This window comes from Enterobacter sp. HMSC16D10 (genome assembly GCF_001807145.1).
In the GTDB taxonomy this organism is placed as follows: Bacteria; Pseudomonadota; Gammaproteobacteria; order Enterobacterales; family Enterobacteriaceae; genus Enterobacter; species Enterobacter roggenkampii.
The window spans coordinates 87,219-101,196 of record NZ_KV787902.1; the positions used below are offsets into that span (position 1 = coordinate 87,219).

The 13,978-nt window shown below is 59.0% G+C and carries 6 protein-coding genes; 3 read left to right on the forward strand and 3 right to left on the reverse strand.

Annotated features, from left to right (window positions below):
- Window positions 1-14 precede the first annotated feature (14 nt).
- Window positions 15-1,016, reverse strand: coding sequence for a type I glyceraldehyde-3-phosphate dehydrogenase (gene gap / locus HMPREF3143_RS19495; protein WP_023327422.1), 1,002 nt, complete (start codon window positions 1,014-1,016; stop codon window positions 15-17).
- 189 nt (window positions 1,017-1,205) lie between these two features.
- Between gap and cybB the strand changes: the two genes are divergently transcribed.
- Window positions 1,206-1,736, forward strand: a complete 531-nt coding sequence (gene cybB / locus HMPREF3143_RS19500) for a cytochrome b561 (protein ID WP_021242559.1) — start codon at window positions 1,206-1,208, stop codon at window positions 1,734-1,736.
- Window positions 1,737-1,825: 89 nt separating this feature from the next.
- Here cybB and HMPREF3143_RS19505 read toward each other — a convergent pair whose 3' ends face one another.
- A complete protein-coding gene (locus tag HMPREF3143_RS19505) occupies window positions 1,826-2,893 on the reverse strand; it encodes an oxidoreductase (RefSeq protein ID WP_070534128.1) in 1,068 nt (355 codons plus the stop codon).
- 13 nt (window positions 2,894-2,906) lie between these two features.
- A complete protein-coding gene (locus HMPREF3143_RS19510; protein WP_023327424.1) occupies window positions 2,907-3,650 on the reverse strand; it encodes a DeoR/GlpR family DNA-binding transcription regulator in 744 nt (247 codons plus the stop codon).
- Window positions 3,651-4,388: 738 nt separating this feature from the next.
- On the opposite strand from HMPREF3143_RS19510, the gene HMPREF3143_RS19515 reads away from it, so the two are divergent.
- Window positions 4,389-5,726, forward strand: a complete 1,338-nt coding sequence (locus HMPREF3143_RS19515) for a TolC family outer membrane protein (protein WP_070534129.1) — start codon at window positions 4,389-4,391, stop codon at window positions 5,724-5,726.
- Window positions 5,727-5,847: 121 nt separating this feature from the next.
- Window positions 5,848-13,978: Ig-like domain-containing protein (locus tag HMPREF3143_RS26025; RefSeq protein ID WP_175441131.1), on the forward strand; the 8,131-nt coding region annotated here is incomplete at its 3' end.

The following is a 13,978-nucleotide window of genomic DNA, read 5'->3' on the forward strand; positions in this document are numbered from 1 at the left end:
GGGGGGGGGGAAAATCACAGCGCCGCAAACTTATCCAGCGTCCGCACCAGCTGCGTCACAAACCCATACTCGTTGTCATACCAGGCAACGGCTTTCACCAGCTGAAGGTCTCCCGCTTCTGACACCTCCGTCTGCGTGGCGTCAAACACCGAACCATAATGCGAGCCAATCACATCTGACGACACAATCTCTTCATCGGTATACCCGAAGGATTTATTGCCCTGAGTGGCCTTTTTCAGCGCGGCGTTGATCTCCTCAACGGTCACTTTCTTGCCCAGAATGGCCACCAGTTCGGTCACGGAGCCCGTTTTAACCGGCACGCGCTGGGCGTGGCCTTTCAGTTTGCCGCTGAGCGCAGGGATCACCAGACCAATGGCTTTGGCGGCGCCGGTGGTGTGCGGAATGATATTCTCTGCCGCCGCCCGGGAGGCGCGAAGATCTTTCCCGCGCGGGCCATCCACCAGCGCCTGGGTACCGGTATAGGCATGAATGGTGGTCATGGTGCCCACCTTAATTTCAAACGCATCGTTCAGGGCTTTTGCCAGCGGGGCGAGGCAGTTGGTGGTGCAGGAGGCGACGGAAATAATGGTATCACTGGCGTCAATGGTCTCGTCGTTCACGCTGTAGACGATGGTTTTCATGTCCCCCGCGGGCGCAGAGATCAGCACCTTCTTCGCGCCCGCGTCCAGGTGCGCCCGTGATTTCTCTTCAGACGTATAAAAGCCGGTGCACTCCACAACGATATCCACGCCCGCGGCTTTCCACGGAATGTGCTTTGCCTCTTTTTCGGCATAGACCGCGATGGTTTTACCGTCAACGATCAGCGCATCCTCGGTGAAATCCACGCTCCACGGGAAGCCACCGTAGTTGGAATCGTGCCTGAGCAGGTAGGCCAGCACTTTGGGAGAGGTGAGGTCGTTGATGGCGACGACGGTATTACTGTCCTGGGTTTCAAGAAGGCGGCGCAGAACAAGACGTCCGATGCGTCCAAATCCGTTAATGCCAATTTTACTCATGGTGTTCTCCTGTAAACGTGTCGATGTGACAGTTTGAACTCATCCAGGCTTAGACCATCACGGGCAGGGCGGCAATTGAAGATGCTTCATGCGGGAGGATGTATTTGAAAAACCATACAGAAAAGTTAATGAATTTTTAAGGAAAGGAGATTATGTTGGCGCAGTAACTGTTTTTAATCGAGAAATCACATGCGCACTAAATATACAAGCCTGCAAATTGGCATCCATTGGCTGGTGTTTCTGTTAATCATCGTCGCCTACTGCGCCATGGAGTTCAGAGGTTTCTTCCCCCGCACCGCGCGCCCGACGATCAACATGATCCACGTCTCATGCGGGATCAGTATCCTGGTGCTGATGGTGACGCGTCTGCTGGTTCGCCTGAAATTCCGCGCACCACCGATTCAACCGAAGCCAAAAGCGATGGTGACGGGGATGTCTCATCTGGGGCATCTGGTGGTGTATCTGCTGTTTATTGCGCTGCCGCTGATTGGCATTGTGATGATGTATAACCGGGGCAGCGACTGGTTTGCTTTTGGCCTGGCGATGCCGCATGCGGCGGAGTCCAATTTTGACCTGGTAGATATGCTGAAAGAGTGGCACGAGACGCTGGCAAATCTGGGCTATTTTGTGATTGGCCTGCACGCCGCGGCGGCGCTGATGCACCACTATTTCTGGAAAGATAATACCCTTCTGCGCATGATGCCGAAAAAGCGTTCGTAGTCTTCTCGCCCGGCGGCGCTTCGCTTGCACGGGCCTACAAACGGCTCTGAATCGTAGGCCGGGTAAGCGCAGCGCCACCCGGCTTGTTTTTAACCCAACAGAGCACGCTCTTCAGCCGTTAACGCCAGCGTCTGCGTTGACCCCGTTTCCGACGACGTCACCGCCGCTTCCAGGACAGCCATCACCGCTAATGCCTCAACAGGGTGGACAGGATTGGCGATTTCCCCGCGTAGCGCATTACGCACGTTGATGTAGTACTGACGCTGATCGCCTTTCGGGGTCGGGATCGTCTGCGATGCACCGTCAGCGCCAAAGAACACCATGCTGTCGCTGTCTTCGCCCCATGCCTCACTGCCGGGGATCACCCCGGAGAGCAGCTGTGCTTCCTGCTGATCGATTCTGGCCTTCACCACGCTGCCCTTGTCCCCGTGGACGGCAAAGCGCGCCGTACCGCCCGCCACCAGCATGCTGGCGTGCAAAATCACCTTATGCTCCGGGTAGTTTAAGACCACGTGCGCCCAGTCGTTAATTTCTGCACCGTCGCGCAGCGTCGCGATATTCCCCTGAACCGACTGCGGCAGGCCAAAGAGCTGCAGCGTCTGGTCGATAAGATGAGGACCCAGGTCAAACCATAAGCCACTTCCGGGGACGTTCTGCTCGCGCCAGCGCACGCGCACTTCCGGGCGGAAGCGGTCGATATGCGACTCCAGGTGTTTGACCTTGCCGAGCGTGCCCTGCTCAATAACCTGCTTAATGCCGAGGAAATCGCTGTCCCAGCGGCGGTTGTGGAAGACGGAGAGCAGACGCTGCTTTTCCTCCGCCAGCGCAATCAGGTCGCGGGCTTCCTGCATGTCGAGGGTGAAAGGCTTATCCACCACGACATGCTTGCCGGCGTTCAGAGCCAGCGTCGCCAGCGGGGCGTGCGTGGCGTTGGGGGAGGCAATCACCACCAGATCAACATCCGGATGCTGAATAGCCTCTTCAGGGGTGGCGACCACCTCTACGTCCGGCAGATCGCGTTTAACCTTCTCTTCATCACGAGAAGAGACCACGGCCAGCTTAAGCCCGTCCACAGACTGGATTAACGGGGCATGGAAGGTTTTGCCCACAAATCCATACCCGATCAGCGCAATGTTAATTGTTCGAACTGTACTCATGAACTTCTCCACGTTAATTCGCGCACACCGTGACCTGCAATGCGCCAGGGTCCCCAAGCTCAGGCCAGGGACGATCTAAAAAGAGTTGTTGAATGTTGGATAACCCGGAAACCAGATACGGCTCGCAGCGGTTGACTTTCAGGTGGTCGGCAACAATCCAGTGCGCATGGCTTGCGTCAAGCATCGCGCGCTTAACCTCGGCATCCGCTTCTTTACCGGCGCTCAAACCGAGTTCGGCATGAATGGCGCACGCCCCGAGGATGGCGATATCTGCCCGATAACGGGACAGCAACGACAACGTGGCGCTTCCGGCAAACAGGCGCTGCTGGTGGTCCCATTTCCCCCCGAGCAGGATCAGTTCAACGTCTTCCCGGTCGCTAAAATGCTGGGCGATATCCAGCGACGTGGTTATGACGGTGAGCGGCCCGCGAAGAAAGGAGGCGACAGCCATTACCGTGCTGCCCGCATCCAGAAACAGGGTAGAACCCGCAGGGACCTGCTGGGCGACCTGTTTTCCGAGGCGCTGTTTGGTTTCCGGCAGCAGCGTATTGCGGCCCTGACGGTTCATGGCGGAAAGATTCAGCGCGATGGCTCCGCCGTGGTTCTTCTGCGCCAGGCCCTGGTTCTCCAGGTCGGTCAGATCCCGACGGATGGTATCGGCTGAAACCTGCAGCTTTTCTGCCAGTTCGGTGATGCTGGCCTGGCCTTGCTCGCTCAGGATATCCAGAACGTGGCGCTGTCGTGCAGTTTTGTGCATCGGTTACATTCCTGCAAAATGTCGCAATAGTTTGCATAATACAGCATTTTAACGCAGAGAGAAGGGCAACGTGGTTTTGATGTCGCGGAGTGAGGTGATGATTCAGATGCGTGATTATTAAAATTTTATTAAACAGGTATAAGCAAGCCGTTTTGATTGTTAATCATAATGTTATTGTTATGTTTTATTTAACGGTTTGGATTATGTAACCAGTGCAACACCATTGTCCGGAGTTAAATTTCGACAAAATAGATATTCATAGCTATTAATTGCTTTAATTAGTTTTTTAATAGCGACAAATCCCAATTCATCCTGTTTGGCTACTTAAATTGACACTTCTTTGAAAATCTTTGTGTCTGACCCGCGCGGAAATTAACGCAAAAATGTGCAGGGATCAAATTAAGAATTTTCCTTAAATAACAGACGGTTTATATGTTTCATCTGAAAGGTCATTTTAAGAGTTTTGTCCAGAAACCCCATCTTTTTTCTTAATTGTAACACCACATTAACATTGTGGGTGTAGTGGCCTATAACACATTTTGTTATGCTGCTAACCACTTTAGGAAATAAGTAAATTCTTAATTAAATAAGACGCAGGCAGATCTCATCTCCAGGGGGAAATGGGTATGGGGAGTTTTACCTAAAATTCGGCAAGGATGCTAAAAAAGATATTTGTCTAATTATCTATACCTCTTTTTGGGTAATTGCTTCAGTGTCACTCAGAGTCAGGGAGATAAAATGACGATATTACGAAAGCCAATGTTACGCCGATTTACAGCAGCGCTGGCATTCATTTCATTAGCCATAAATACGGCGTACGCCAATAGTAGTCAGGTGGGTATTGCCCCGGTTGCCAGGACAACCTTAAAAGAAAGTATTCTTTTTGCTATCGATCGCGATCCGTCTATTAGTCAGCAGGCCGCGCAGCTCGGTATTGGTCAGGCACAAATAGATGAAGCGCGCAGCGGCTGGATGCCGCAAATATCGCTGAACGGGAGCACGGGCCATAGCCAGACCACCGATTCCAGCGGGTCGCTGAAGAATTCAGCCGCCTGGGGACTGAGCCTGACGCAGCTGATCTATGATTTTGGCAAGACCAATAACAGCATCAGCCAGTCTTCCGCCCAGCGCGATAGCTATCGCTACCAGCTGATGAGCACGCTCTCTGACGTGGCGGAAAAAACGGCGCTGAGCTATGTCGAGGTCAAACGCTATGCCGATCTGCTGCAGGCAGCAAAGGAGAACGTTCAGGCGCTGAAAAATGTTGAGCAGCTGGCAAAGCTGCGCGCCGACGCGGGCGTGAGCTCGACCTCCGATGAGCTCCAGACCCGCACGCGTATTGCCGGTATGCAGGCAACGGTCGCGCAGTATCAGGCCGCCTTAAACAGCGCCCGCGCAAGGCTTGCGGTATTAACCGGCATGCAGGCAGAAAACTATTCGCCTGTACCCGCAAACCTCGCGGTTGAACCTGATTCGCTCAACCGCATTGATTATTCGCTGATACCGGCGGTCATGGCCGCGCAAAACATGGAGCGCTCTGCCCAGTATGGCGTAGAGACGGCAAAGTCCCAGCACTGGCCGACCCTCAGCCTGAAGGGCGGACGTACCCGTTACGAGTCTGACAACCGTTCGTACTGGGACGACCATATCCAACTCAACATTGACGCACCGCTTTATCAGGGCGGCGCGGTCTCTGCACGCGTGCGGCAGGCTGAAGGCGCGCGGGCGATGGCCTCCTCTCAGGTCGATCAGGCGCGTTTCGACGTCCTGCAAAAAGCCTCCGTCGCGCAGGCGGACTGGACCGGCGCGCGGGGAAGAATGGAGGCCGGGAAACAGCAGCTGGAAAATGCGCTGCGCGCCCGTGATGTCTATAAAAATGAGTACACCCTGAGCAAGCGGAGCATTAACGATCTGCTCAGCGTTGAGCAGGATGTCTGGCAGGCCACCTCGGCGAAAATAATCGCTGAGTATGATGGCTGGAGTTCGGCAATTAATTATGCTTCCGCGGTTGATAATTTAATGCCGCTTATTGGAATAGAGAAAAGCGCTGCCGCAAAACTACCCGATTTGAGTTAAAAAAAGACGCGTATTGTCGCGCAAAATAAGTCTGAAAATAATGGGTGTTTTTTCCCAGGGATAGCTACATCCGTCTGGTGGACATATCCACAGGAATCCGCACACCTGCAAGGAGAGAAATATGAGTAACATAAAGGTTGTTGATGTCATCATTCGCAAAACGGCGGAGAAAACGAAATTAACCGGCGAAGGAAATTTGTCGGTCTCTATTTCCTCCCCGAGCGTGATTGAAATCCAGGGTTCTGCTCAGGATGTGGTGCGATATGTCCGCCAGGGTAAAGACCTCCTCATTTATATGAAAGATGGCAGCGTGATTCGCTGCAATAACTATTTTGTTGAAGATCCTGAGACGCACAACCAGTCAGAGCTGGTGTTCAACGATCGTCAGGAACTGACGCATATTTCTTTTGCCGATGCCGGGGAAGCATCAGGCGTGGCGGTGACCGAGTTAACCGCGCAGGCCACACCGATTAGCAGCATTCAACCTTTCCTGGAGCAGGAAAGCGTCTTAAGCGACGCGCCGTGGGGCTGGATTGCGGGAGCTGCATTAGGCGGCGGTGCCATCGGGGCGCTGCTGGCAAACGGCGGCGACGGCGAGACTAAAACAAAAGTTATTGATAATACGAAAGAGGTGGAAAGCGCCACGCCAACCTTCCTGCTGTCGGATAAAGCGGGCGACAAGCAGGGCGTGCTGACAGCAAACGCGATCACGGACGACAACACGCCAACCTTTAGCGGCACCGGCCAGCCGGGCGCGACCATCCAGATCAAAGACAGCAGCGGCAGCACCATCGCCAGCGCCATGGTCGGTAAAGAGGGCACCTGGACGGTAAAATTACCGACCCAGACGGACGGGGAACACACCTGGTCGGTGGTGCAGATCGACGGCAGTAAAACCACCGATGCGGGCAACATTACCGTAACGGTCTCGACCGCCGAGGCTGCCATTACGCTGGCTACCACGGCGGGCGACAACGTGCTTAACGCCAGCGAGCAATCCGCGGGCTTTACGCTCTCCGGTGCCAGCAAGAATCTGGCGCAGGGTACCGCACTCACCGTGACGCTGAACGGTAAAACCTATACGACGGAAGTGGGGGCTGACGGGACGTGGAGTGTTAACGTGCCCGCGGCCGACGCGCAGGCGCTGGGCGATGGCACCTGGACGGTCAACGTCAGCGGCAAAGACGCGGCGGGTAACACCGTGAGCGGCAGCCAGACAATCGGCGTGGATAGCGTCGCGCCAACCCTCTCTGTCGATACCCTCGCGCAGGACAACATCATTAATGCCGCCGAGCACAGCCAGCCGCTGACGCTGACCGGCAAAACGACTGCGGAAGCCGGTCAGATCGTCACGGTCACGCTGAACGGTAAAAACTACAACGCCACGGTGGGCAGCGACGGTAACTGGTCCGTCACGCTTGCTGCGGACGACGTGCAGGCGCTCAACGAGGGTAATCACACCCTGACGGTGAACGTCAGCGACAAAGCGGGCAACGGTTCGTCTGTCACCGCAGATTTCACGGTGGATACCACCGCGCCGGTGGTCACCATCGATACCGTGGCGGGCGACGACATACTGAACACCAGCGAACAGGGCCAGGCGCAGATTATTTCCGGGCAGACGAGCGGCGCGTCGGCAGGCGATGTGGTCACCGTGACCGTTGGCGACCAGTCCTTCACCGGCGTAGTGCTGGCGGACGGCAGCTGGAGCGTGGGCGTTCCGGCATCCGTGCTGGGCGCGCTGGGTGAAGGCAACCACACGATTTCAGTATCCGTGACCGACGCGGCGGGCAACACCGGCAGCGCCACGCACGGCATTACGCTGAGCGGCAACCCGCCAGAATTTACGATTGACGCCATTAGCCAGGACAACGTGCTGAATGCCCAGGAGGCGATGCAGCCGCTGAGCCTGACCGGTACCAGCAACCTGCCTGACGGCAGCGCCATTACCGTGACGCTGAACAACGTCAGCTATCAGGCCACCGTTGAAAACGGCATCTGGGCGGTCCAGGTGCCGGTTTCCGACGTGCTGAATCTGGCGAACACCCTTTACACCGTCAGCGTCAGCGGCACTGACAGCGTGGGTAACAGCGGCTATGCCGGGGCGACGCTGCTGGTGGATACCGTGCTGCCGCAGGTGGTCATCAACACCTTTGCGGGCGACAACCTGGTCAATAACGCCGAAGCGGGTGTCGATCAAACCCTCAGCGGTCGCGTTACCGGCGCGGCGGCGGGCGATACCGTTTCTGTCACCGTGGGCGGCAAGAGCTACACCGCCACGGTGGGCAGCGATCTGACCTGGAGCGTGAAAATCCCGTCAGCGGATCTTAAGGCGTTCGGCGACGGCGATTTAACCTTCACCGCGTCGGTGACCAATTCGCACGGCAATACCGGTACCGGCGAGCGCGATATCAACATCAACGCACAGCTGCCGGGCCTGCGTGTGAACACCATTTCCGGCGATGACGTGGTCAACGCCATCGAACAGCAGCAGGATCTGACCGTCACCGGCGCCAGCACCCACCTGGCCGCGGGCACACCGATCGTCGTCACCATTAACAACGTCGAATATAACGCCGTGGTTACCGCCAGCGGCGGCTGGAGCATTGGCGTTCCTGCTGCGGACCTGCAGGCCTGGACCGCGGGAGAGGTGACGGTTAGCGTCAGCGCAAAAGATGCCTGGGGCAATACCGTTGCGGCTGAACACCCGATTGAACTCGATCTCAACGCCGTGGCGGTCACCATTGATACCGTCTCCGGCGATGACCTGCTGAATGCGGCAGAAAAAGGTGCCGATTTAACTCTCTCCGGAAAGACGCAGGGCGTGGAGGCGGGGCAGACCGTGGTGGTGAAATTCGCCGACCAGACCTTTACCGCCCAGGTGCAGCAGGATGGCTCCTGGAGCCTGACCGTGCCCGCCAGCGCCATGGAAACCCTGATCGACGGGCGGGCGCAGGTGAGCGTCAGCGTCACGAACGTCAACGGTAACAGTGCCGACGCGTCGCGCGTGGTCACGGTGGATACGCTGCCGCCGGCGATTACCCTCGATAACCTCACCAGCGATAACATCATCAATGCGGCAGAGGCGCAGCAGGATTTAGCCTTAAGCGGCACCAGTACTGCGGAACCGGGCCAGACGGTCACCGTGACGCTGAACGGCAAAACGTATCAGACCACGGTTCAGACGGACGGAACCTGGCAGCTGATCGTACCGGCGGCTGACGTCGGTGCCCTCAACGATGGCATCGTGACCGTGACGGCCACCGTAAGCGACGTGGCGGGCAACAGCAGCAGCGCCGACCGCGTTGGGCTGGTGGACGCGACCGTGCCGCAGGTGACCATCAACCACTTCGTCACCGACACCAATACCGTTAACCAGCTCGCCCATGCACAGGCTCAGATCCTGAGCGGCTCCGTCACCGGGGCGGCAGCGGGCGATCGGGTGACTATCACTATTAACAGCGTCGATTACACCACCGTGGTGGATGCGGCGGGCAACTGGAGCCTTGGCCTGCCGGCGTCTGTCGTACAGGGGCTGACGGACGGCACCTGGACCATCGACGTCTCCGTGACCGACCGATCCGGCAATACTGGAAGCACTTCACTGGATGTGGTGGTGAATACCGTGACGCCTGTTATCGGTATCAACACGCTGGCGGCGGACGACGTGATCAACGCGACCGAGAAGGGCGAAGAACTGCAGATTTCCGGCACCAGCAACCAGCCGGAAGGCACGACCATTACGGTGACCCTGAACGGCATTCACTACACGGCTACCGCTGACGCCAGCGGAAACTGGAGCGTAACCGTTCCGGCGGCAAACGTCTCGGCGCTGGGCGAAGCGAATTACACCGTGACGGCGAACGTCACCGATAGCGTCGGCAACAGCGCCTCAACCTCGCACGATGTGCTGGTGGACAGCTCGCTGCCGGTGGTAACGATCGACACGCTGGCGGGCGACAATATCGTTAACGCGGCGGAAGTGGCGGCAGGGCAAACCCTGACCGGGAAGGTGACAAATGCGGCGCCAGGTGACACTGTCACGATTACCCTGGGCGGCCAGACCTTTACTGCCACCGTGCAGGACGATCTCACCTGGAGCCTGCCGTTAACCCAGAGCCAGTTGACCGCGCTGGGCAACGGCGATCTCACCGTATCGGCCAGCGTCACCAACGCGCACGGCAATACCGGTTCTTCTTCGCTCGACTTCACCATCGACGCCCAGCTTCCGGGGCTGCGTATTGATACGGTCGCAGGCGACGACGTGATCAACGTAATTGAGCACGCTCAGAACCTGATTGTGTCCGGCACCAGCACCGATCTGGCGGCGGGCAGCGCCGTCACCGTGACCATCAACGGAAAAGCGTATTCCGCAACGGTGCTGGCGGACGGCTCCTGGCAGGCCGCGGTACCGGCGGCTGACGTGTCCCAGTGGGCAGATGGCTCGCTGGATATAAAGGCAAGCGCGCAGGATGCCTCCGGCAACCCGGTGGCTATCGGGACCGTCGTGGACGTCGATCTCGCGCCGGTCGCCATCACCATCAGCAGCGTGACCGACGACAACGTCCTTAACGCGGCGGAAAAAGGCCAGGATCTGGTGCTGTCCGGCACGTCATCTAACGTTGAAGCGGGCCAGACCGTCACCATTATCTTCGCAGGAAAAACGTACACCACGACGGTGGATGCCAACGGCGACTGGACCTGGACCGTTCCGGCTGCCGATCTGAGCGGCCTGAAAGACGGCGACGCCAGCGTGCAGGTCAGCGTCACCAACGTGAACGGCAACGCCGCGTCTTCGGCGCAGGCATTCAGCGTCGACACCACCGCGCCGACGGTGACCATCAACACCATCAGCGGCAATAACATGCTGAACGCGGCAGAGGCGGCGCAGGATCTGACCCTGAGCGGGACCTCTACTGCCGAAGCGGGCCAGACGGTCACCGTGACCTTCAACGGCAATCAGTACACCGCGCAGGTGCAGGCGGACGGCAGCTGGACGCTCGACGTGCCTGCGGCGGATCTGGCAGGCATCACCGACGGCAACGCGGCGGTCACGGCGACCGTGTCCGATAAAGCAGGTAACCCGGCCAGCGCGGGCTCCTCGGTGCTGGTGGACACCACCGTACCGCAGATTAGCTTCAACATCGTCGCCGGCGACGACATCGTGAATCTTGCCGAGCACGGCCAGGCGCTGATCGTCTCCGGTAAGGTGACGGGCGCGCAGGCGGGCGACGTGATTACCGTGACCCTGAACGGTAAAGATTACACCGCCATGCTGGACGCGTCCGGCAGCTGGAGCGTGGGCGTTCCGGCGGCGGACGTGGGCGCGCTGGTCAACGGCGACCAGACGATCTCCGCGACCCTCACCGACAAAGCCGGTAACAGCACCACTGCGACGCACGAATTTGACGTCTCCCTGACCGCGCCGGTGGTCGTCATCAATACCCTGGCGGCTGACGACGTGATCAATGCGACCGAGAAAGGCCAGGATCTGCAGGTGTCCGGCACCAGCAACCAGCCGGAAGGAACCGCCATTACGGTGTCCCTGAACGGGATTAACTATACGGCCACCACCGACGCGAGCGGGAACTGGAGCGTGACCGTTCCGGCGGCACACGTCTCGGCGCTGGGCGAAGCGAGCTACAACGTGACGGCGAGCGTAACTGACGCCGCGGGCAACAGCGCGAGCACCGGCCACAGCGTGCTGGTTGACAGCGCGCTGCCGCAGGTCACCATCAATCCGGTCGCGACGGACGACGTGATTAACGCGGCGGAAGTGGCTGCCGGACAGACCCTGAGCGGCAAAGTGAGCGGTGCGGCGAGCGGTGACACTGTCACTATTACCCTCGGCGGCAATACGTATACCGCGACGGTTCAGGACGATCTGAGCTGGTCGGTCAACGTGCCGTCCTCGGTCTTAACCGCCATCGGTAACGGCGATCTGACGGTGTCAGCCAGCGTCACTAACGGCCACGGCAACACCGGCACCGGCGAGCGCGACATCACCATTGATGCCAACCTGCCGGGCCTGCGCGTCGATACCGTGGCGGGCGACGATGTGATCAATAGCATTGAACACGCTCAAAATCTGATTATCACCGGTTCCAGCGACGGTCTGGCAACGGGCGCGGCGCTGACCGTCACCGTCAACGGCAAAACCTACGCGGCCACCGTACTGGCGGACGGCACCTGGACGGCGGCCATTCCGGCGGCCGACGTCAGCGCGCTCGGCGCGGGCACGGTTACCGTGAAGGTTGAAGGTCATAGCGCGGCGGGCAACCCGGTTTCCATCAGCCATGACGTGAAGGTGGATCTGGCGACAGTCGCCATCAGCATTAACCCGATTGCCTCTGACGACGTGATTAACGCGGCGGAGAAAGGCGCGGACCTGGTGCTGTCAGGCTCCACCACCAACGTGGAAGAAAACCAGACCGTTACCATCACCTTCGGCGGCAAGTCGTACACCGCGACGGTCGATGCCGACGGCAACTGGACGGCCGCCGTGCCGTCTGCCGACCTCAGCAGCCTGAAGGACGGCGACGCCAGCGTGCAGGTGAGCGTGACCAACGTGAACGGCAACAGCGCGTCGGCGGGCCGCGAGTACAGCGTGGACGCGACCGCGCCGACGGTGTCTATTGAAATCATCAGCGACAACAACATCATCAATGCGGCCGAGGCGCAGCAGGATCTGGTCGTTAATGGTGTAACCAACGCCGAAGCGGGCCAGACCGTCACCGTGACCCTGAACGGCGTGGACTACACCACCACCGTGCAGGCAAACGGCAGCTGGAGCGTGACCGTGCCTTCCGCGGATGTCGGCGCGATTACCGACGGTAACTACACCGTCAGCGCCGCCGTATCGGACAAAGCGGGCAACCCGGCCTCCGCGGATCGCGACGTGCTGGTCGATACCACCGTCCCGCAGCTGACCATTCACACCGTGTCCGACGACGACGTGATCAACAGCGCCGAGCACGCGCAGGCCCTGATTGTCACCGGTTCCGTGACCGGCGCGGCGGCGGGCGACGTGGTCACCGTTACCCTCAATAACAAATCGTACACCGCCACCCTGGACGCCTCCGGCAACTGGAGCGTGGGCGTACCTGCGGCAGACGTTACCGCGCTGGCCGCCGGGGATTACACCATCACCGCGGCGCTGACCGATAAGGCGGGCAACAGCAACAGCGCCACGCACGGTGTGGCGGTGAACCTGACCGCGCCGGGGCTGACCATTGACACCGTTTCCGGTGACGATGTGATCAACAGCACCGAGAAAACCCAGGATCTGACGATCTCCGGTACGGCGTCCGGCCTGGCGGCAGGCGCGGTAGTGACCGTGATGCTGAACGGCAAAGCGTACAGTGCGCAGGTGGACGATAATGGAAAATGGACCACCACCGTTCCGGCGAGCGAAGTCGGTCAGCTGGGCGAGGCACTTTATACCGTCACCGCGTCAGCCACGGACAGCGTCGGCAACAGCACCAGCGCGTCGCACACGGTAAACGTGGAGTCCGTTCTGCCGGGCGTGATTATCAACACCATTGCGGGCGACGACGTGATTAACGCCGCCGAGCTGGCTGCCGGCCAGACCATCAGCGGTAAGGTGGTGAATGCCGAAGCGGGCAACACCGTGGCCGTGACCATTGGCGGCAACCGCTACACCGCAACGGTGCAGAACGATCTCACCTGGTCCGTCGATGTGCCGGAATCTATCCTGACCGCCCTGGGCAACGGCGATTTAACGGTGACCGCCAGCGTGACCAACGGCGTCGGCAACAGCGGATCCGCTGAGCGCGATATCACGATCGATGCTAACCTGCCGGGCCTGCGCGTGGATACCGTGGCGGGCGACGACGTGATCAACAGCATCGAGCACGGGCAGAATCTGATTGTGACCGGATCCAGCGATGGCCTGACCGCAGGTACCACCTTGACCGTCACCGTAAACGGCAAAACCTACCCGGCCACCGTGCTGGCCGACGGCACCTGGCGTGCGGCCATCCCGGCTGCGGATGTGGGTGACCTGGCAGCAGGTACGGTCACCGTGACCGTTGCAGGCCAGAGCACCGCCGGTAACCCGGTTTCCATCAGCCACGATGTGACGGTGGATCTGGCGACCGTTGCCATCAGCATCGATTCGATTGCCGCCGACGACGTGATTAACGCCGCCGAGAAGGGCGCGGATCTGGTGCTCTCCGGGGCGACCTCGAACGTTGAGGAAAACCAGACCGTTACCATCACCTTCGGCGGCA

Bases quoted from the DNA above. Each gene is read 5' to 3' on its own strand.
- HMPREF3143_RS19510 (WP_023327424.1), bottom strand. From the start codon at position 3,650: ATGCACAAAACTGCACGACAGCGCCACGTTCTGGATATCCTGAGCGAG.
- HMPREF3143_RS19515 (WP_070534129.1), top strand. From the start codon at position 4,389: ATGACGATATTACGAAAGCCAATGTTACGCCGATTTACAGCAGCGCTG.
- cybB (WP_021242559.1), top strand. From the start codon at position 1,206: ATGCGCACTAAATATACAAGCCTGCAAATTGGCATCCATTGGCTGGTG.
- HMPREF3143_RS19505 (WP_070534128.1), bottom strand. From the start codon at position 2,893: ATGAGTACAGTTCGAACAATTAACATTGCGCTGATCGGGTATGGATTT.
- gap (WP_023327422.1), bottom strand. From the start codon at position 1,016: ATGAGTAAAATTGGCATTAACGGATTTGGACGCATCGGACGTCTTGTT.